This is a genomic window from Pseudomonas sp. B21-021 (genome assembly GCF_024749205.1).
In the GTDB taxonomy this organism is placed as follows: Bacteria; Pseudomonadota; Gammaproteobacteria; order Pseudomonadales; family Pseudomonadaceae; genus Aquipseudomonas; species Aquipseudomonas paraglycinae.
This window is the reverse complement of sequence record NZ_CP087192.1, coordinates 2,321,234-2,340,072: the sequence shown is the minus strand read 5'-3', so window position 1 is coordinate 2,340,072 and position 18,839 is coordinate 2,321,234. Positions and strand designations below refer to the sequence as shown.

16 protein-coding genes are annotated in these 18,839 nt (G+C 62.2%); 5 read left to right on the top strand and 11 right to left on the bottom strand.

Annotated elements, in window-relative coordinates:
• The first annotated feature begins 6 nt into the window (after positions 1-6).
• On the top strand, positions 7-636 hold the full coding sequence (locus LOY31_RS29390) for a hypothetical protein (RefSeq protein ID WP_309475637.1): 630 nt from the start codon (positions 7-9) through the stop codon (positions 634-636).
• Between the two features lie 127 nt (positions 637-763).
• Here the strand turns inward: LOY31_RS29390 and LOY31_RS10425 are convergent, their stop codons facing one another.
• Positions 764-1,663 carry a LysR family transcriptional regulator gene (locus LOY31_RS10425; RefSeq protein WP_179695662.1) on the bottom strand — a complete coding sequence of 300 codons (900 nt, stop codon included), beginning with the start codon at positions 1,661-1,663 and terminating at the stop codon, positions 764-766.
• Positions 1,664-1,825: 162 nt separating this feature from the next.
• Here LOY31_RS10425 and LOY31_RS10420 point away from each other — a divergent pair, with 162 nt between their 5' ends.
• Together LOY31_RS10420 and LOY31_RS10415 are read left to right on the top strand one after the other, a co-directional pair.
• Complete coding sequence (locus LOY31_RS10420) at positions 1,826-2,842, top strand: alpha/beta hydrolase (protein ID WP_258713207.1); 1,017 nt, start codon at positions 1,826-1,828, stop codon at positions 2,840-2,842.
• A 63-nt stretch (positions 2,843-2,905) separates the two neighbouring features.
• A complete protein-coding gene (locus LOY31_RS10415; RefSeq protein ID WP_258713206.1) occupies positions 2,906-4,333 on the top strand; it encodes a mechanosensitive ion channel family protein in 1,428 nt (475 codons plus the stop codon).
• Positions 4,334-4,390: 57 nt separating this feature from the next.
• On the opposite strand, the gene ycaC is transcribed toward LOY31_RS10415, so the two are convergent.
• From ycaC to LOY31_RS10380, 7 genes are all read right to left on the bottom strand, one after another.
• Positions 4,391-5,017 (bottom strand): isochorismate family cysteine hydrolase YcaC, encoded by a 627-nt coding sequence (ycaC, locus tag LOY31_RS10410; protein WP_039771508.1) that lies wholly within the window; start codon positions 5,015-5,017, stop codon positions 4,391-4,393.
• Positions 5,018-5,086: 69 nt separating this feature from the next.
• Complete coding sequence (locus LOY31_RS10405) at positions 5,087-6,925, bottom strand: amidohydrolase (protein WP_221534563.1); 1,839 nt, start codon at positions 6,923-6,925, stop codon at positions 5,087-5,089.
• A gap of 45 nt (positions 6,926-6,970) precedes the next feature.
• A complete protein-coding gene (locus LOY31_RS10400) occupies positions 6,971-7,597 on the bottom strand; it encodes an antibiotic biosynthesis monooxygenase (protein ID WP_221534565.1) in 627 nt (208 codons plus the stop codon).
• A complete protein-coding gene (locus LOY31_RS10395; protein ID WP_007956088.1) occupies positions 7,590-8,006 on the bottom strand; it encodes a DoxX family protein in 417 nt (138 codons plus the stop codon). The genes LOY31_RS10400 and LOY31_RS10395 overlap by 8 nt, the downstream gene beginning before the upstream one ends.
• An 86-nt stretch (positions 8,007-8,092) precedes the next feature.
• On the bottom strand, positions 8,093-9,823 hold the full coding sequence (locus tag LOY31_RS10390) for a hypothetical protein (protein ID WP_258713205.1): 1,731 nt from the start codon (positions 9,821-9,823) through the stop codon (positions 8,093-8,095).
• A 113-nt stretch (positions 9,824-9,936) separates the two neighbouring features.
• Complete coding sequence (locus LOY31_RS10385; protein ID WP_258713204.1) at positions 9,937-10,860, bottom strand: LysR family transcriptional regulator; 924 nt, start codon at positions 10,858-10,860, stop codon at positions 9,937-9,939.
• A 45-nt stretch (positions 10,861-10,905) separates the two neighbouring features.
• Positions 10,906-11,889 (bottom strand): MBL fold metallo-hydrolase, encoded by a 984-nt coding sequence (locus LOY31_RS10380; protein ID WP_085607750.1) that lies wholly within the window; start codon positions 11,887-11,889, stop codon positions 10,906-10,908.
• 247 nt (positions 11,890-12,136) lie between these two features.
• On the opposite strand from LOY31_RS10380, the gene LOY31_RS10375 reads away from it, so the two are divergent.
• Positions 12,137-12,538, top strand: coding sequence for a helix-turn-helix domain-containing protein (locus LOY31_RS10375; protein WP_007956080.1), 402 nt, complete (start codon positions 12,137-12,139; stop codon positions 12,536-12,538).
• A 6-nt stretch (positions 12,539-12,544) separates the two neighbouring features.
• Here LOY31_RS10375 and LOY31_RS10370 read toward each other — a convergent pair whose 3' ends face one another.
• Positions 12,545-13,114 (bottom strand): flavodoxin family protein, encoded by a 570-nt coding sequence (locus LOY31_RS10370; protein ID WP_258713203.1) that lies wholly within the window; start codon positions 13,112-13,114, stop codon positions 12,545-12,547.
• A gap of 333 nt (positions 13,115-13,447) precedes the next feature.
• Between LOY31_RS10370 and LOY31_RS10365 the strand changes: the two genes are divergently transcribed.
• Positions 13,448-16,234 carry a winged helix-turn-helix domain-containing protein gene (locus LOY31_RS10365; protein ID WP_258713202.1) on the top strand — a complete coding sequence of 929 codons (2,787 nt, stop codon included), beginning with the start codon at positions 13,448-13,450 and terminating at the stop codon, positions 16,232-16,234.
• Here LOY31_RS10365 and LOY31_RS10360 read toward each other — a convergent pair.
• Together LOY31_RS10360 and LOY31_RS10355 are read right to left on the bottom strand one after the other, a co-directional pair.
• Complete coding sequence (locus LOY31_RS10360; protein WP_258713201.1) at positions 16,196-17,668, bottom strand: helix-turn-helix transcriptional regulator; 1,473 nt, start codon at positions 17,666-17,668, stop codon at positions 16,196-16,198. The genes LOY31_RS10365 and LOY31_RS10360 overlap by 39 nt on opposite strands.
• A gap of 90 nt (positions 17,669-17,758) precedes the next feature.
• Positions 17,759-18,709, bottom strand: coding sequence for a GlxA family transcriptional regulator (locus LOY31_RS10355; protein WP_258713200.1), 951 nt, complete (start codon positions 18,707-18,709; stop codon positions 17,759-17,761).
• Between the last annotated feature and the right edge of the window lie 130 nt (positions 18,710-18,839).

The window sequence follows — 18,839 nt, the reverse complement described above, 5'->3', positions numbered from 1 at the left end:
AACGATATGCACATTAAAAAGCTCGTGCTCGCAATGGCCATCGGCGCAGTCCTGTCGGCGTCTACCGTACTGATTCCGGACAGCCTGTCCGGGGTGTCGAGTGTTCAGGCCAAGGATGGGGGAAGTGGTGGTGGCGGCGGTGGTGGAGGTAGTGGCGGAGGCGGTAACGGCGGGGGTGGCAGCGGAGGCGGTGGCGGCGGCAATGGAGGCGGCGGTGGCGGCAATGGAGGCGGCGGCAGCGGAGGTGGTGGCGGCGGTAATGGAGGTGGCGGCGGCAGCGGTGGCAATGGTGGTGGTCACGGCGGCAGCGGCAGTGGCGGCAACAGTGGCAGTGGCGGCGGTGGCAACAGTGGCCACAGCGGCAGTGACCACGGCTCGGGCCATTCCGGCAACACGGCGTCATCGGGCCGCAGCGGCACGCATTCGGAGCCTGGCGACGACCATGGTGTGCATCGGTCCGGAGAGATCGGTGATGACCACGGTGTGCATCGTGCCGGCGAAATCGGTGATGACCATGGCGTACATCGTGCCGGCGAAATCGGTGATGACCGAGGCCTGCATGCTGCAGGCGAACCCGGTGATGATCGCGGCGTACATGTCGGCGGCGAGCCTGGCGATGACAAGCGCGCCAACTGATTCAGCCTGAAATACGTTCCCCCCTGTGGGAGCTAGCCTGCTAGCGATTGCGATATGCCAGTCACCTTCTTCATTGACTGCCCCACCGCAATCGCTAGCAGGCTAGCTCCCACAATTTTTTCATCGGCTACAAAATCGCATGTGCCTTATCCAGCCGCTCCCGCAAAAACTCGATCAACGCCTGCACCGGCCTTGATGCCTGGCGATGCTGCGGATACACCGCCGACAACGTCAGCGGTTCCGGCCGAAATTCGTCCAGCACCGGCACCAGCCGCCCATCCTTCAGCGCCGCGCCGACAATGAACGTCGGCAGATAGGTAATCCCCATCCCCGCTACCGCCGCATCCCGCAGCAACTCACCGTTGTTGACGCGCATCCGCCCGGTGACATTCACCAGCAGCGGCTTGCCCTGCCCCGCGTTGAACCGCCACTGCACCGAACGCCCATGGCCGTAAGGCAGGCAGTCGTGGCCGAGCAGGTCTTCCGGTTTGACCGGCGTACCGCGCTCGGCCAGATACGCCGGACTGGCGCAATACACCCGCTCGATTGACGCAATGCGTCGGGCGATCAGGGTCGAGTCCTCCAGCACGCCGATGCGCAGCGCCAGGTCGTAACCCTCGCCCAGCAGATCCACCGGCCGGTCGCTCAGGTCCACCTCCACCGTGACCTCGCGATAACGCTGCAGAAACGGCGGCAGCAAGCAGCCCAGATGGGCCAGCGCAAACGACAGCGGCGCACTCACGCGAATCGCCCCGCGCGGCTCGGCGGTCTGCCCGGCGATGCCCTGCTCTACCGATTCCACTTCACCGAGCAAGCGCAGCGCCGATTCGTAATAACTCTGGCCCAGCGGCGTCACGTCCAGGCGCCGGGTCGAGCGGTTGAGCAATCGCACGCCGAGGCGCTCCTCCAGTTGCATCAACCGACGGCTGACGAACTGCTTGGACAGGCCCAACTGATCGGCCGCCGCCGTGAAGCTGCCGGAGTCCATCACCTGGCAAAAAATACGCATGTCTTCGAACGGGTTCATTGTCACTCTCTGGTTGACAGTTAAACGCTTTATAGCCGCTTTTTCACTTTCCGGCACCTCATTAATCTGTGCTCACGGTGTTGCTGAGGCCTGAAGCCCAGCGCCACAGCAGCCCGATCCCAAGGCATACAAAAACTCAAACGACTTAAAAAGGAATTGCACATGAACATCAAGAAAACCCTCGCCGCTTCCCTCCTCGCCCTGTCCATCGGCAACGCATTCGCCGCCGAGGGCACTGGGGTCGAACACAACACTCAGGCCTTCCTCGACGCCCTCGCCGCCGGCGGTGGCAAACCGCTTGAGCAACTGAGCCCGAAAGACGCCCGTGCGGTGCTGACTGGCGCCCAGGCTTCGGTGAAGGTTGACCTGTCCGGCGTTGAAGTCAGCGACAAGGCGATCAAGGTCGACGGCCAGACGATCAACCTGAAAGTGGTGCGTCCGGCCAAGGTCAAGGGCGAGCTGCCGGTGTTCATGTTCTTCCACGGTGGCGGCTGGGTGCTGGGGGACTTCCCGACGCACCAACGCTTGATCCGTGATCTGGTGGTGGGTTCTGGCGCGGTCGCGGTGTACGTCGATTACACGCCGTCGCCGGAAGCACAGTACCCGACCGCGATCAATCAGGCTTACGCGGCAACCAAATGGGTGGCCGAGCACGGCAAGGAGATTGGTGTCGACGGCAAGCGTCTGGCGGTGGCCGGCAACAGCGTCGGCGGCAACATGGCGGCAGTCGTGGCGTTGATGGCCAAGGAACAGAAAACCCCGGCCCTGCGCTTCCAGTTGCTGATGTGGCCGGTGACCAACGCCGGGTTCGATAACGGCTCGTACCAGCAATTCGCCGAGGGCCACTTCCTGACCAAGGGCATGATGCAGTGGTTCTGGGACAACTACACCACCAACCCGGCCGAGCGTGCGCAGATCCATGCCTCGCCGCTCAACGCCAGCGCCGAACAGCTCAAGGGCCTGCCCGCCGCGCTGGTGCAGACCGCCGAGTTCGACGTGCTGCGTGACGAAGGCGAAGGCTACGCCCGCCACCTCGACGCGGCCGGTGTACCGGTGACCTCGGTGCGCTACAACGGGATGATTCACGACTTCGGCCTGCTCAACCCGCTGAACGGAATTCCTGAAGTGAAAGCCGCCGTGCGCCAGGCCGCGGCAGAACTCAAGACCCACCTGAACTGAGTGCAACCCCTCGCCACACCTTCGGGTGTGGCGTTTTCTTTTGTGCCCGCCGGAGTTCACCTCATGAGCCTTTTTTCTGCCCACCTGCTGTCCTGGAGCGCCCTGCTGCTGGTGCTCGATACCCTGCTCTGGCACCTCGCGCCGTTCAAGCATCGCGCGCAACGGGTCGCTGTGCGACTGGTGCTGTTTCTGGCCTTCAACGCACTGGCCATCAACGCCGGTGTCAGCCCGTTGCAGGCGCCGTTGTTTGCCGAAGACCCGGTGGCGCAACTCGGGGCGACGGCGCTGGGGATTCTCTGGTGGCTGTACGCCGCGCGGGTGCTGACCGAAGTTATCGGCCTGATCCTGATGCGCCGCATCGGCCACAGCGGCCGGCTGTTGCAGGACGTGATCGGGGCGCTGGTGTTTCTCGCGGCCATCGTCGCGGCGGCCGGTTATGTGCTGGATCTGCCGGTCAAAGGCTTGCTGGCGACCTCCGGCGTGGTGGCGATCGTCATCGGTCTCGCGCTGCAAAGCACCTTGGCCGACGTGTTTTCCGGCATCGTGCTGAACACCACCAAGCCGTATCAGGTGGATGATCTGGTGGTCATCGACGGCGTCGAAGGCAAGGTGCTCGACATCAACTGGCGCGCCACGCACCTGCTGACCAGCACCGGCACCCTGGCCGTAGTGCCGAACTCGGTGGCGGCCAAGGCCAAGATCGTCAACCTCAGCCGCCCGAACAACCTGCACGGCGTGTCGATCAGCATCAAGGTGCCGAACCACATTCGCCCACGCCGGGTACTCGATGCCCTCGACCGCACGCTGCAAGGCAGCAGCAGCCTGTTGCTGTCGCCTGCGCCGAAAGCGGTGTTGAAAGAGGCCGGCGAAGAGATGTCGGAATACGTGGCCAGCGGTTTCATCGCCGAACTGGGCAAGAAAAGCGACGTGCGCAATCAACTGTTCGACCTCGCCCATCGCCACCTCGAAGCCGCCGGTATTTCGCGACACCCGGACGGAGTCATCGAACCGTCGACCCGCGCCCGCGCGTTGCTCGATGAAGTGAAAATCTTCCGCTCGCTGAGCCATGAAGAACGCGATCGCCTCGCCGAATCGATGGTCGCGCAGCAGTACAGCGCCGGGCAGGTGGTGCTCAATCTGGAAGAAGTCCCGGACAGCCTGTTCGTGATCGCCACCGGCGTGGTCAGCGCCAGCGTGCCGGACGGCAACGGCTTCACCGAGGCCGGACGCATGGGGCCGAGCGAGGTCATGGGCGAGCAGAGCATTCTGGCGGATACGCCTTCGCAAGCGACGTTTACCGCGCTGACGTCTTCGATCATTTATCGCCTCGACAAGAACCTGACTCGCCAGTGCATGGAACAGCGCAGTGAAGTGGGTCGGGCGTTGAACAAGTTGCAGGCGGTACGGCAGCAGAACAGTCGGTTGGCGTTGATGGCCAAGCCTGTGCCGGTTCGTAAGGGTGGGTTTTTGGGGTGGTTGCAAAAGCGCTGAGCCCTTTGCGACAGACGAAAAAATGCCCGCTCTTCAGCGGGCATTTTTTTCAGCCAATTACTGGGCAGTGAACTTGGTGTAGCTGTTGATCAGGTTGCGGTAGTTAGGCAGACGCTGCGACAGCAGATTCGCCAGGCCTTCCATGTCATTGCGCCAGTCGACTTGCAGCTCACAAGCCACAGCGAACCAGTTCAGCAGGTGTGCACCGGCAGCCGACATCCGCGCCCACGCCGCTTGTTGCACGGTGGTGTTGAAAGTGCCGGAAGCGTCAGTCACCACGAACACTTCGAAGCCTTCAGCGATGGCCGACAGGGTCGGGAACGCCACGCACACGTCCGTTACCACACCGGCGATGATCAGTTGCTTGCGGCCGGTGGCCTTGATGGCCTTGACGAAGTCTTCGTTGTCCCAGGCGTTGATCTGGCCAGGGCGGGCAATGAACGGTGCGTCCGGGAATTGCTCTTTCAGCTCAGGCACGATCGGGCCGTTCGGGCCGGAATCGAAGCTGGTGGTGAGGATAGTTGGCAGGTTGAAGAACTTGGCGATGTCGCCCAGAGCCAACACGTTGTTCTTGAACTCGTTCGGCGAGAAATCCTGTACCAGCGAGATCAGACCGGTCTGGTGGTCGACCAACAGTACAACGGCATCGTCTTTGTTCAGGCGGCTGTAAGGAACGTTGCTCATGTGAAACTCCTCGATGGATGGTTGTTGCGGGGAGCGCCGCTCACACAGAGCGGCGCTTTTTCAAAAGCATCAGAACGCGAAGCAGGAGCAACCGAACGCGCCCCAGAAACCGGCGAAATCGCTGACCGGCGCATTCGACATCCGCGCTTTTTCATGGCTGTGGGTATGCACTGCGCACGGGCCGCTGCACTGGTGAACCTGGGCCTGCAAGGGCGAATTCGGGCGCCAGTGGCCCGGGACTTTCACCACTGGCGACCAGTCCGGCAGCACCGGCACGCTGGCCGGCCCGAGTTTTTCGAAGTCACCGGCGGCGTAAACGATCTTGCCGCCGACCACGGTCAGCACCGACTCGATCCACTTGATCGCTTCTTCCTCGACATGGAAGAAGTCCGCGCTCAGCGCTGCCAGATCCGCCAATTGCCCGACTTTGATCTGGCCCTTCTTGCCCTGCTCGGACGAGAACCAGGCGCTGCCGTGGGTGAACAGTTCCAGCGCGGTGGTACGCGGCAAACCTTCTTCGTACAGCGCCAGACCGCCGACGGTGCGACCGCTGACCATCCAGTACAGCGAGGTCCACGGGTTGTAGCTCGACACCCGCGTGGCATCGGTGCCCGCGCCGACCGGCACGCCTTCGGCGAGCATGCGCTTGATCGGTGGCGTGGCTTCGGCGGCCTGCTTGCCGTAGCGGTCGACGAAGTATTCACCCTGGAACGCCATGCGATCCTGAATCGCGATGCCGCCGCCCAGCGCTTTCACCCGCTCGATGTTCTGCGGGGTGATGGTTTCGGCGTGGTCGAAGAACCACGGCAAGCCGTTGAACGGGATGTCGCGGTTGACCTTCTCGAACACATCCAGCATGCGGCTGATCGATTCGTTATAGGTGGCGTGCAGACGGAACGGCCAGCGCTGCTCGACCAGGTGGCGCACCACCGGCTCCAGCTCCTGTTCCATGGTCTGCGGCAGGTCCGGGCGCGGTTCGAGGAAGTCTTCGAAGTCCGCCGCCGAGAACACCAGCATTTCGCCGGCGCCGTTGTGACGCAGGAAGTCATCGCCCTGATGCAACTTGACGCTGCCGGTCCAGTTCTGGAAATCGGTCAGTTCTTCTTTCGGCTTCTGGGTGAACAGGTTGTAGGCGATGCGCACGGTCAACTGGTCGTCTTTGGCCAGTTGTTCGATCACCTGATAATCGTCCGGGTAGTTCTGGAAACCGCCGCCGGCATCGATGGCGCTGGTCAGGCCGAGGCGGTTGAGTTCGCGCATGAACTGACGGGTCGAGTTGACCTGATATTCCAGCGGCAGCTTCGGCCCCTTGGCCAGCGTCGAGTACAGGATCATCGCGTTCGGTCGCGCCACCAGCATGCCCGTCGGGTTGCCGTTGGCATCACGCACGATCTCGCCACCCGGCGGGTTCGGCGTGTCGCGGGTGTAGCCGGCCACGCGCAGCGCGGCGCGGTTGAGCAACGCGCGGTCATACAGGTGCAGGATGAACACCGGGGTGTCCGGCGCCGCCTGGTTGATTTCTTCGAGGGTCGGCATGCGCTTTTCGGCGAACTGGAATTCGTTCCAGCCACCGACCACGCGTACCCATTGCGGGGTCGGCGTGCGGTCGGCCTGATCCTTGAGCATGCGCAGCGCATCGGCCAGCGACGGCACGCCTTCCCAGCGCAGTTCGAGGTTGTAGTTCAAGCCACCACGGATCAGGTGCAAGTGCGAGTCGTTGAGCCCGGGAATCACGCAGCGGCCCTTGAGGTCGACCAATTGAGTGCCGGCGCCCTTGAGCGCCATCGCCTCGGCATCGTTACCGACGGCGACGAAGCGCCCGTCCTTGATTGCCACGGCGCTGGCGAGGGGTTTTTCGCGGTCTACCGTATGAAATTGGCCATTGAACAGAATCAGATCGGCGTTCATCGCAGTTCCTTCGAGATAAGTGAAACGGAGCCCGGACCCGCCGCTTCAGCGCGGCGGATTGGCATTGGATTCGAGGTGTTTGTGTGACTGACCGGCTTCCAGCCACGGCGCGAACAGACGGGTCACGGGCGGCATGAACACGTAAACCACCGACACCACGATGGTCAGGGTGATCAGGAACGTGGCGACCACGTAGTTGGAGAGAAAGGCGTTGAGTTGCAGCAACGGCCCCCAGATCAGCGGCACCAGCAAGGTGTGCGGCAGGATCACCAGCAGCGTCACCACCGCCTGCTTCCAGCGCGGTGGCGGCGAACCGGCCTCGGCCGTCGGGGTGAACCAGAATTCGTTGGCTGCGTTGACTTCGGTCTGGTCGCCGTCGGCGAGCATCGGCGCCGCTTCATCGATCAGCTTCTGACGCTGCGGCGAATCGAGCCAGCGCTGCATCGCGTCGGTCGAGCAATAACGCAGCACGCAGGTGAACAGCGCGAGCCCGCCCTGCTGGCTGCGCATCACGTCCACACCCAGATGCCCTTCTTCGCGCCCCGCCACGCTGACGATATTGCGCAGCCAGGCTTCGTACGGCGCTTCAAAACCGGCCTTGACCCGGTGCTTGACGATCAGCGTCACGGTTTCTTCGGGTCCCGGTTTTTTCAGGGTCTGGGCATCAGGCATAACGGAGTACTCCGGGCAAACGAACATTGAGCGCCAGCCGTCCCGGCCCGGCGATCAAAACAGTGGTGAAGAGGATCAACAGCAACCAGCCGAACTGCCCTTCGGCCACACTCCATTGCGGATGCACAAGCAGCAGCGCCACCAGCAGCACAAACAGAATAGGCAAGCACGCCAGACGCGCCAGCACTCCGGCGACGATCAGTAGCGGGCAGAGGACTTCGGCGAAGATCGCCAGAATCAAAGTGAGGTGGGCCCCGAGGTGAAACGGGTCTTCGATCAGTTGCAGCTGCGCGGTGAAGTCCAGCAGCTTGGGCAAGCCGTGGACAAACAGCAGAAACAACCCGCCGGTCACTCGCAGGAACAGCAGGCCGAGGTTTTGCGCCTGGTCATTGCGCTGAGAAAGTTGCATGGCCCTACCCTTGATCGATCATTGCCGCAAATAGTGCAACGAACGGGTAGGGCAAAATTGAACAGGTGTGCTCTTTTGTCCTCAGGTCAACGGGTGTCTTTGATTGTGTATTCCCGCGCGTTGAAATCGATGCGCGCTACCGAACCCGGCACTTGATCCATGTACACGGCGAACAACACAGACAAGGTGCTGCCGGGTCCGAGCGCAAGCATGTAGTCGGAGCGGATGAGCGTGCTGTAGCGGCCTGCCGTCACCCATGCCCGATGTACCGCATTGCGCGAGTCTGTCCAGATGGAGAGGTTGTGCTCGGTGCCGCTGGCATTAAAACCGGTCAGCTTCAATTCAAGCCGTTGCCCGGTGGCAATACCCAGCCAGGTGAGAAATTGCACAGTCGCGCCGGCAACGACATCTTTCAGGTCGAGTTCAGTGCCTTTCGCTTCGGCGATCACAGGCGGAATCCGCAACGCCTCAGGTATGGGCAAAACCTTCAGCGGCCAGGGTGTCGAAGTAACCGGTGCCGACGTACCTCGTACATGTGTGAACGAGATAGCTGCAGTTTTATTCATGCTGTAAGCCACCAGTGCGACCGGCAACGGCATTTCCATGAGCATCGCACTTACGGGGACCAAAGCCGTAGTGCGAGAACCGGCAGACGGCGTATCGGGTTCGGCAGCCCAAGTGGCACTGACGAAGTCGGCGTCGTCGGGAACATTCAAAACGGCGGTCAGGCTCACCTCAGCATCCGCCGGGTTCAAGGTGACGTTGTCCGGGGCCTCCTTGATCCTCAGTTCTTGGCTGAAAACAACCTTTATCGTCCAGGTGTTGGACGCTCCGCCGTCAACATATTCGGCCCTGAAGACGTGTTCGCCGTCAGTCAATGCCGTGACTGAAAACTGCCAGGTGCCGGCGTTAACCAAAACCGAGTCCAGGCGTGTTTGCCCATCAAACAGCACAACCTCGGCACCGTCAGTGCCAACACCATCGACGGTGACACGGCTGGACGGAGTTTCCCCGCCGTCGGCAATCAGCCCCTGCGGCCCCGTCACCGACATTATCCTCGGCGCCCTCACAGGTGCAGTCCGTACGATGTAGTTTCGATGGGCAAATGCCTGGGCATCGGATTGATCCGGACTGTTTTGCAGCCCGGCCCAAAAACTCAACGTCAGCACGCTGCCATTTTTCAGACCTTGCAGCGGTGCAGCAGGGACCTTTTGTTCGTAATATCCGAGACTGAATCCATTACCGACGACGTTCTCCGGCGCTTGCCAATACCAGGCCTCCCAGACATCGCCGTCGGGCTTCACACCTGTGAGCAGGAGCCAGAAGAACTGCTCGCGCCTGCTCAGCAGCCATGACCGGATACGCAATGTAACCTCAGTCAGTTCGCTCACATCCAGGTCACGGCCCTCACCTTCGTCGCTTGCCTCTTTAATCACCGGCAGGGGCAGATCAAGTTGGTTGATGAGCGGTATGTAAAGCGGCAAAGGTTGTGATTCCACAGACGGTTCAGTGCCACGGTAAAGCGTGTAAAAGGCGATGACAGTCAGCCCGAGATTGAATGCCACCAGAATATTGTCAATGTGGGTCGTGAAAGGGCGTTTAAATCCGCCGATAGGTATGCGCGGTGACGTATAGGAACCGTTACCTGAAGTTCCAGCCACCGTGATCGTAATAAAGTCTTCTGGCAACCAAGAGAAGTCGATTGTTACCGTCAGGTTGTACCGGGCGGCCGCTGGCACCAGGAAACCCTTCGAACTTTCTTTAACTGCCAGTGGCGGCAGAGCGTCACGGGTGAGCGCAGGAATCGGCGTGTCCATATTCACTTCCCAAGATAGCTGGCCGTTTCGGCATTGGCCCATCAAACACGGGAAGGCGAGCACGCACCACTGTCAGAACTAACAGGTAGCGGGTTGATTCGGACGAACGGCGCTTACACCGCCGGAATATCCAGCGACACCGACATGAACTGACTGATCCGCGAACGCAGCCATTTCTCCGCCGGATCGTTGTCATGCACCCCGCTCCAGGCCATCGACAGTTGCGCCGCATCAATCGGAAACGGCGGATCCTCAGCTCGCAACGCACAGCCATCGACCAACGCACACGCCGCGTAATCCGGCACAGTCGCGATCATCTCGGTGCCCGCCAGCAGCGCGCGCAAACCACTGAATTGCGGCACGCCAAGCACCACCCGGCGGCTGCGACCGACCTTGGCCAGGTCCACGTCGATGTTGCCGCTCAGATCCCCCGAGAACGACACCATCGCATGAGGCCGCTCACAGTACTCGTCGAGGGTCAGCGGACCCGGGCGGCTGTCACCGCGCAGGACCTTGCAGGGAATGTCGCGCAGTTTCTTGCGTTTGGCGTTGGCCGGCAGATCGGTGGTGTAACTCACGCCGACGGAGATTTCCCCGGAGGCCAGCAACGTCGGCATCAGCAGGTAGTTGGCGCGGCGCACCACGACCACGATCCCCGGCGCCTCTTCCTGCAACTGGCGCAATAGCGGCGGGAACAGGCCGAACTCGGCGTCATCCGACAGGCCGATGCGGAACACGTCGCAACTGGTCGCCGGATCGAATTCCTTGGCCCGGCTGACCGCACCGGAAATCACGTCCATCGCCGGTTGCAGTTCCCGCAGAATCGCCAGCGCCCGCGCCGTCGGTTCCATGCCGCGACCGTTGCGCAGCAACAGCGGGTCGTCGAACAGATCGCGCAAGCGGCCCAGCGCCGCGCTCACCGCCGGTTGGCCCATGAACAGTTTTTCGGCGACGCGGGTCAGGTTCTTTTCGAACATCAGCGCTTCGAAAATCACCAGCAGGTTCATGTCGACGCGGCGCAGATCGTTTCGGTTCATGGGGCACGTTTTCCTTGTTTGAGCCTGACGTGAAAGGTGGGCACTTTACTCGATGAGCGGTACTTTGGCCGCGCGTTTGTAGGGACCGTATTCGACCGGCACCCACTGGAAGTGTTTGTCGACCGCGGTGATATGGCCGATGCCCGGGAACGGCAAGTGCGCAGCCGTTACCCAGGTCTTGCTGGCCGCCGCTGCACTGAACACCGCATTACGACTCTTGATCGCTTGCTGGCTGTTGACGTCGAAGCTGATCGCTACCTCAGGATGATCGAACTGCACCGCGAGGTTGTGCACCAGATCCCCCATAAACACGATGCTCTGATTCTGTGAAGTAAAACGGTAAGTGGTACTGCCCGGCGTGTGCCCGGCTTCCAGCGTGGCTTCGACCAAGCCCGGCAACGGCGACTGGCCCGCCGCGAATGTCTTGAAGCGCCCGGCGGAGACGTATGGCGCGGTAGAGTCCTGAGCGATCTTGAAGAACTCCCGCGCGCCGGCTGGTGCCTTGGCGAGGGCCTTCGGGTCGAGCCAGTAATCGGCTTCTGCCTTGGCGGCGTAAACCGTCGCATTGGCGAAGATCGGTTGTTGCTGGCCGTCGACCAGTCCACAGACGTGATCCAGGTGCAGGTGAGTCAGCAGAATCGCATCGACCTGTTCCGGCTTGTAGCCCGCCGCCCGCATGTTCGCCGAGAGCTGGCCGGCAGTGGCGCCGATGCACTGGCCCGCGCCGGTATCCACCAGAATCAATTGTTTGCCGGTGTTGACCAGGAACGCATTGAACGCGGTCTGCACACCCGGCGTTTCAATCGAGCGGCGGGCCAGCAAGGCGCGAATCTGGCTCTGGCTCATGCCCTGCAGCAGCTTCGGCGACAAATCGTTGTAGCCGTCGAACAGCGCCGTCACTTCGTAATCGCCCATCGCCAGTCGAAAATAGCCTGGCGCCTGCGTGCCGACCTGCGGCGCCTGCGCCATGGCGGTGGACATCACACCGACCAACGCCACGCCGATTGCGCCGTTGAACAAACCTTTCATATTCATCCCCTCGAACGAGCCCGATTCTGCGGCCCTTATGGCCCGCTCCCCATCGTCGCCATCCTGCCCGGTTCCCGTCATGGGGACTTGCAGCGGTGTGCTGAGTTGGAGCTGACAGTGGAATTAACAACGTTTAACTCGTCAGCCTTCGCCCCTCGCCAAACAATGAATCCCTCTGCGCAGCGTTGTTTTATTGACCTGAGGGAAAGCGCTGACCGTGCGTTCCCCACCGACACGGACCTTGGCCATGGCTCACTTACAGCAAACCGTCGCCCGCGCCCCTGCCAGCGAACCCCGCAAGACCAGCACCGGCGGCCTCAGCCCGCAACGTGAGCGGCTGGTGAAACAGCTGATCCTCGAACGCCTCGGCGACAGCCTTGAAGTCACCGAACTGGCCAGCGCCTGCTCACTCTCACGCAGCCATTTTTCCCGGGCGTTCAAGTGCAGCACCGGGTACTCGCCGCAAGACTGGATCCGCACTCAGCGCATTGCCCGGGCCAAGCTGTTGATCCAGCACACCAACCACAGCCTCACGCAGATCAGCCTCGAATGCGGCTTCTGCGATCAGGCGCACTTCTGCCACATCTTCACCCGCAGCGAAGGGATCAATCCGTTTGCGTGGCGTTGTCAGGTCATGAAAAACCGCTGAGGCGGTTCATCCGCGAGCCATCCGCTGAGCCAATCGTGCCACCCGCTCGCCCAGGTGCGCGGCGGTTTGTTGGTCCTCCAAAGGCGGTGCCTGCTCGGGCGGTTGTTCGACACTGGATTGGGACATCGCACCGAGGGAGCTGCCGAGGCGATTCAACTGGCCGTCGAACACACCTTCGCACGCACGCGCCGGCAACAGATCAAGCCCGACCCAGATCATCGAATGCTGGGCCGCGAACACCGCCATCTGCACCAGGGTATTGAGCTTGTCGCCGCACAGGCTGCCGGAATTGGTGAAGCCCGCCGCGAGTTTGTCGCGCCACGGCCGGGCGAGATAGAACGAGGCCGTGGCCTCCATGAATTGCTTGAACGCCGCCGAGGCGCTGCCCATGTAGGTCGGCGCGCCGAAGATGATGGCGTCGGCGCGGTGCAAGTCATCCCAGTGGGCTTCCACGTCTTCCACCGCCAGCAACAGGCAAGTGCTGCCCAAATGGCGTTCCACACCTTGGGCCACTGCCTGCGCAATGACGCGGGTGTGCCCGTAGCCACTGTGATAGACCACCACTACCTTGCTCATCGCAGCGTCCTCCGGACGTATGCATTCCATTGCCCCGGAGTTTTGGCTCTGACGCGGGCGCGGACGAGTTAATCGTTGTTAATTTTTCCCGGCTGTCGGGTGAACCGGCACAGGTTCCGGCCTTTAAATACAGTGGTGACGGCACTGGATGCCGAGCGATGCCGGGGCGCGTGCATTGCGCGCACGTTGCACTGGCGACAAATCCTGAGGAATATGCCCGGATACTGCGGATTAGACGGCTTGCGTGACCCTCGAGTCGCTCCCCGCCCTGCCCGTCACGGATTCTTCACCGAGGCGGACCAGGATCATAAAAAACGTCGAAGGAGTGAGCGGTTGAGTCTTTCCCCGAATCAGGCCATCGGTTTCGGCCCCTATCGGATCCACCCCGGCCAGCGGCTGGTGCTTGAAGGCGACCAGCCTTTGCGCCTGGGCCGCCGCGCCATGGACATTCTGCTGATCCTGCTGGCCCACGCCGGCGAGGTGGTGAGCAAGCAGCAACTGATCGCCGGAGTCTGGCCGGACAGCGTGGTGGAAGACATCAATCTGCGGGTACACATGGCCGCGCTGCGCAAGGCCCTCGGCGACGGTCAGGCCGGGCAGCGCTACATCGTCACGGTGGCGCAGCGCGGCTACAGTTTCGTCGCGCCGGTCGTGCTGCAATCGATTGAGCAACGCCCCACCGCCGCCACTATCGGCCGGCATAACCTTCCATTGCGTCGCACGCGGATGATCGGTCGCCAGTCGGTGGTCGACAGCCTGATGACACAACTGCCGCGCCAGCGCAGCATCACCCTGGTCGGCCCCGGCGGCATCGGCAAGACCACCGTGGCCCTGCGCGTCGCCGAGCAACTGATCGGTCGTTATCGCGACGGGATTCGTCTGCTGGATCTGGCACCGCTCAACGATCCGGGCTCGATCTGCTCGCACCTCGCCGCCCTGCTGGACCTTTCGCTGCACGATAGTGAACCGATGGCCTGCCTGATCAACAGCCTGCGCGAGCGGCAGATGCTGCTGGTGATCGATAACTGCGAGCACTTGATCGACGCCGTCGCGCTGCTCAGCGAAAGCATTCTGCGTGGCGCGCCGCAGGTGCACATTCTGGCCACCAGCCGCGAAAGCCTGCGCGCCGAGGGCGAGTATGTGCAGCGGCTGGAGTCTCTTGATTGTCCACCACCGATTGCAGTGCTCGACCGCGATCAGGCGATGGGATTCTCCGCGCTGCAACTGTTCGTCGAACGGGCGATGGCGGCCCACGAACACTTTGAGCCGGGCAACGCTGATCTGCCCTTGATCATCGACATCTGTCGACGGCTGGACGGCATCCCGCTGGCACTGGAGCTGGCCGCCGCGCAGGTGGCGGGCCTTGGTCTGGACGGTTTGCTGAGCCAACTTCAGGGGCGTTTGCCGGCGGGCAATCAGACTCGCCTCGGCCGGCATGAAACTCTGCGCGCTACGCTCGACTGGAGTTTCAACCTGCTCAACGCCTGCGAACAGACCGGCCTGCGCCGACTGGGCGTGTTTCGTGGCGCATTCACGCTGGAATCGGCGGCGGCGGTTATCGTCGGTCAGCACATCGAGTCGAACGAAGTGTTCGCCTCGATCACGCAACTGGTCGCCAAGTCGCTGCTCAATGTCGAGGTCGGTGATGAAGAGGTGTTCTATCGCCTGCTCGACACGACTCGTCGCTATGCATTGGAAAAACTCGATCAGGCTGACGAACTCGGCGAAACCCGCGAACGCCATGCCGAACGCAGCCTGGCGCTGATGCATCAGGCTCAGGCCGATTGGGAGAACACGGCGACCGAAGTCTGGATCGAGCGTTACGCCCGTGGTCTTGAAGACCTGCGCGCGGCGCTGGACTGGACGCTGAACGACGAAGGCTCGCGCGCGCTCGGCGTGCGCCTGACGGCGACGTCGGCGCCGTTGTGGCAGGAGCTGTCCTTGCTGAAAGAGTACGGCGTGCATGTGCGCCGGGCACTCGCGTTGCTGGCGTCATCCGACGAGCCCTGCCCGCGACTGGAAATCGCCTTGAAACTGGCGCTCGGCAGCGCCTGCTATCACACCTGGGGCGGCACCCCGGAAACCATCGAAGCCTTTGCCAGTGCCCGTCTCTTGGCGCAAAGGCACGACGACAAGGCCGGGCAATTGCGCGCCGTGTCGGGGCACATGGCGGTCAATCTCAGTTGCGGGCATTACCAGATGGCGCTGGAGCAGAGCGAGCAATTCGAAAGCCTCGGCGTGCACGGCGATGCGCAGCTGTCCCTGAGTACCCATCGCTTGCGGGTGCTCGCGCTGCATTACGCCGGCGATCAGCATCAGGCGCGAATCCACGCCGAGCAGGTCATTCAGCGCATGGCCCACAGCGGCCACCTCAACCGCTTCACTCACGGTTTCGGCGTGCAATACGATCAGAGCGTCGCCTCTCTGACCGTTCTCGCCCGAGTGCTGTGGCTGCAAGGTTTTCCCGAGCAGGCCTGGCGCACGGCGCGGCAGGCACTGGACATCGCGGTGCAGATCAACCACGGCACCTCGATCTGCTACACGTTGGCACTCGCCTCGTGCCTGATCGCCCATTACAACGGCGACGTACAGAACGCCCGCGCGCTGCTGCAACTGCTGCTCGAACAGGCGCAGAAGCATTCGGTGCTGCTGTTCTACACGTGGGCGCGGCACTACGCGCAGGTGATCGACGCCGACAAGGCCCCCGCCATCCCGCCCGCCGACAGCGGTCTGGTCAGGGAAATCATGGTCACGCTGGATCCGGGTTTCGTCGATGATGCTTTGCTCGAACGAGCGGAAAGTGGTGCGGCCGGCTGGAGCACGGCGGAGATCTTGCGGGCTCGGGCCGAGCGATTGCTGGCGGCTGAATCGCCCTGTCATCACACGGTCGAAAGCGCTTTGCAGCAATCGCTTGAAATTGCGCGGACACAAGGCGCCCTGGCCTGGGAACTGCGCAGCGCGACGTCGCTGGCGCAGTTGTGGCAGCGTCAGTCGCGCTACCGTGAGGCACTCGAATTGCTGACACCGATCTACCAGCGCTTCACCGAAGGCTATGCCACCCCGGACTTGCGCAAGGTGCGGTTACTGCTCGACGAACTGCGCGGTCAATCGGCCGCTTGAGGCTGGCCGGGTGCGACCCAGGTAACGCGCGTGCCGACGCTCGACATCACTCAGTTCACCGCCCTGCTCCAGCTGTTCGCGGGCATAGCGGCGCGTGGTGTTGAGCATTCGGTAGCGCAGCGTCCCGCTGGATCGATCTGTGGTCAGCAACGACTTGGCCGCGAGCTGTTCGACCACTGCCACCAGTGTCGAGGGTGGTAGTTGCGCGCAACTGATCACACCGATGGCGGCGTCGAGGGTGAATGCCATCTTGAACACCGACAAGCGTTGCAGCACGCGTTGTTCCTGCTCGCTCAAGCGCTGATAGCTCCAGTCCAGCGCAGCCTTCATCGACTGGTGGCGTGTCACGGCAGTGCGGCGACCGTGACTCAGGACTTGCAGGCCTTGGTCCAGCTGGGTCTGAAGGCCGACCAGCGCCAGCGCATCGATCTGCGCCGCCGCCAGTTCGATCGCCAATGGCAGACCGTCGAGCCGCCGACAGATATCGCGCACCGTTTCCAGATCCTGCTCACGCAGACTGAAGCCGTGTTGACGCGCACGGGCGCGACTGACAAACAGCTGCACCGCCGAATAGCCCATGACCTCGGCGACACTGTTGAGGGCCGAGGCTTTGGGAAGGGTCAGGGGCGGCAGCGGCTGGAGGACTTCCAGACCGAGACGCAACGGTTCGCGGCTGGTGGCCAGGATCGAAAGACGGGGCGCGGCGTCGAGGAGTGTTTGCAGCAGGTTCCGGCAGGCTTCGTGCAGATGCTCGCAGTTGTCCAGCACCAGCAAGGCGTGGCGCGCTGCCAAGGTGGGGAAATCGATATCGAGGGTTTTCAGCAGGTGATTGAGGAGCGGAGTGTCTCCGTCGATAAGCGACAGATCCACCTGCCACACGCCGTCACGGAAATGTTGCAGCAGCAGTTCTGCTGCGCGCAGTGCCACGGTGCTTTTGCCGACACCGGCAGGCCCGGTCACCGTCAGGAGCCGGGACAGCGGCAGTTGCCGCACCAGACCACCGACCAGTGAGTCGCGCCCGGTGACCGGCGTCAGCCGCGCGGGCAAATTGTGTTGGGGCGCTTGCAGGTTTTCGAACACCACGTGAGCAGCGCTGTCGCCCTGCACCGGGGCCACGAAGCTGTACCCGCGCTGCGGCACATTGACGATGTAGCGCTGGCCTTTTTCGCCGTCGCCAAGGGCCCGGCGCAGCGCGGCGATGTGCACCCGCAGGTTGATCTCCTCGACCACCGACGTCGGCCACACCAGCGAAATCAGTTGCTCTTTGCTGACCACCCGCCCGGCGCGCTCGACCAGCACTTGCAGAATGTCCAGCGCACGACCGCCCATGCGCAATTGCCGATCCCCTTCGAGGATCAGCCGTTGACGCAAATGGAACGCGTACGGTCCGAAACGCAGGACCGACGCCGAGTTCAATTCGTTGAGGCTGTTCATGTCCGTTATCTTCGCAGGCCTCGATGACGATACAACCACCACGCGGGGTCCAGCACGGACATCCGGATGCCCGTAACGGACAGAACCGCTCTAGCTGAACTGTTCGCGATATTGCGTCGGGGTCAGCCCGAGCTTTTCGCCGAACAGAAAACGCATGTGCCGCACGCTGCCGAAACCGCTTTTGTAGGCGACGGTTTTCAGCGGCAGATCGCTGGTTTCCAGCAGATTTCGCGCGCAATCGATGCGCGCACTTTGCAGGAATTCCATGGGCGTCATGTTGACCTCGCGAGCAAACACACGGGCGAAGTGCCGTGCACTCATGTTCGCAAGCCCCGCCATGCGCTCCACAGTGAAGGCTTCCTCGAGATGTTCCAGCACATGGTTCTGCACCCGGGTGATCGGGGTTTCCTGGGGCGCCACTGCCGCCATCAACGGGCTGAACTGCGCTTGCCCGCCCTGGCGTTTCATCACCACCAGCAGCACCTTGGCCACGTCCTGGGCAATCTTTTTGCCATGATCACGAGCCACTACCGCCAACGCCATATCGATGCCGGCCGTGACGCCTCCGGAGGTGATCAGGTTGCGATCCTCGACAAAAATTTGGTCGGTCGCGACGTTTGCCTTCGGAAAGCCCTTGATCAGGCGTTCGGTGTAATTCCAGTGGGTGGTCACACGGTAGCCGTCGAGCAAGCCGGCGTGACCGAGCACGAAGGCGCCGGTACAGATCGAGCCGTATTGCCCGGCGCGCGTCACCGCGCCTTGCAGCCAGTCGAGCAACGGCGGGTGTTTTTCGTTGTAGGCGCCAGGGCCACCCGGCACCAGCAGCAAGTCGTAGCGCTCATCGGCTTCGTCGATATGCCGATCGGTGTGCACGAGGACGCCATTGGACGCACGCAACGGCCCACGCTCGGTGCCCAGGGTGGTCAGGTGATAGTGGGCTTGCGGTTTCAGGTAGCGGTTGGCAACCGAAAAGACCTCCAGCGGCCCGGCCATGTCGAGCAGCAGAAATTCCGGAAACAGCACCATTGCCACGGTCTTCATGGGGTATCACCAAAATCTATGTGGAATCATAAGTGTGCGCATTATGGCCAGATACGGTGGAACCGTTGGAAAAGAATGCGTGATCCAGTGCTCACAACTGTCAACTAAAAACGGACAGTATTTCAATTTT

What these genes read in the sequence shown, in the direction of transcription:
- LOY31_RS29390 (WP_309475637.1), top strand. Translation starts at nt 7, where the DNA reads ATGCACATTAAAAAGCTCGTGCTCGCAATGGCCATCGGCGCAGTCCTG.
- LOY31_RS10425 (WP_179695662.1), bottom strand. Translation starts at nt 1,663, where the DNA reads ATGAACCCGTTCGAAGACATGCGTATTTTTTGCCAGGTGATGGACTCC.
- LOY31_RS10420 (WP_258713207.1), top strand. Translation starts at nt 1,826, where the DNA reads ATGAACATCAAGAAAACCCTCGCCGCTTCCCTCCTCGCCCTGTCCATC.
- LOY31_RS10415 (WP_258713206.1), top strand. Translation starts at nt 2,906, where the DNA reads ATGAGCCTTTTTTCTGCCCACCTGCTGTCCTGGAGCGCCCTGCTGCTG.
- ycaC (WP_039771508.1), bottom strand. Translation starts at nt 5,017, where the DNA reads ATGAGCAACGTTCCTTACAGCCGCCTGAACAAAGACGATGCCGTTGTA.
- LOY31_RS10405 (WP_221534563.1), bottom strand. Translation starts at nt 6,925, where the DNA reads ATGAACGCCGATCTGATTCTGTTCAATGGCCAATTTCATACGGTAGAC.
- LOY31_RS10400 (WP_221534565.1), bottom strand. Translation starts at nt 7,597, where the DNA reads ATGCCTGATGCCCAGACCCTGAAAAAACCGGGACCCGAAGAAACCGTG.
- LOY31_RS10395 (WP_007956088.1), bottom strand. Translation starts at nt 8,006, where the DNA reads ATGCAACTTTCTCAGCGCAATGACCAGGCGCAAAACCTCGGCCTGCTG.
- LOY31_RS10390 (WP_258713205.1), bottom strand. Translation starts at nt 9,823, where the DNA reads ATGGACACGCCGATTCCTGCGCTCACCCGTGACGCTCTGCCGCCACTG.
- LOY31_RS10385 (WP_258713204.1), bottom strand. Translation starts at nt 10,860, where the DNA reads ATGAACCGAAACGATCTGCGCCGCGTCGACATGAACCTGCTGGTGATT.
- LOY31_RS10380 (WP_085607750.1), bottom strand. Translation starts at nt 11,889, where the DNA reads ATGAAAGGTTTGTTCAACGGCGCAATCGGCGTGGCGTTGGTCGGTGTG.
- LOY31_RS10375 (WP_007956080.1), top strand. Translation starts at nt 12,137, where the DNA reads ATGGCTCACTTACAGCAAACCGTCGCCCGCGCCCCTGCCAGCGAACCC.
- LOY31_RS10370 (WP_258713203.1), bottom strand. Translation starts at nt 13,114, where the DNA reads ATGAGCAAGGTAGTGGTGGTCTATCACAGTGGCTACGGGCACACCCGC.
- LOY31_RS10360 (WP_258713201.1), bottom strand. Translation starts at nt 17,668, where the DNA reads ATGAACAGCCTCAACGAATTGAACTCGGCGTCGGTCCTGCGTTTCGGA.
- LOY31_RS10355 (WP_258713200.1), bottom strand. Translation starts at nt 18,709, where the DNA reads ATGAAGACCGTGGCAATGGTGCTGTTTCCGGAATTTCTGCTGCTCGAC.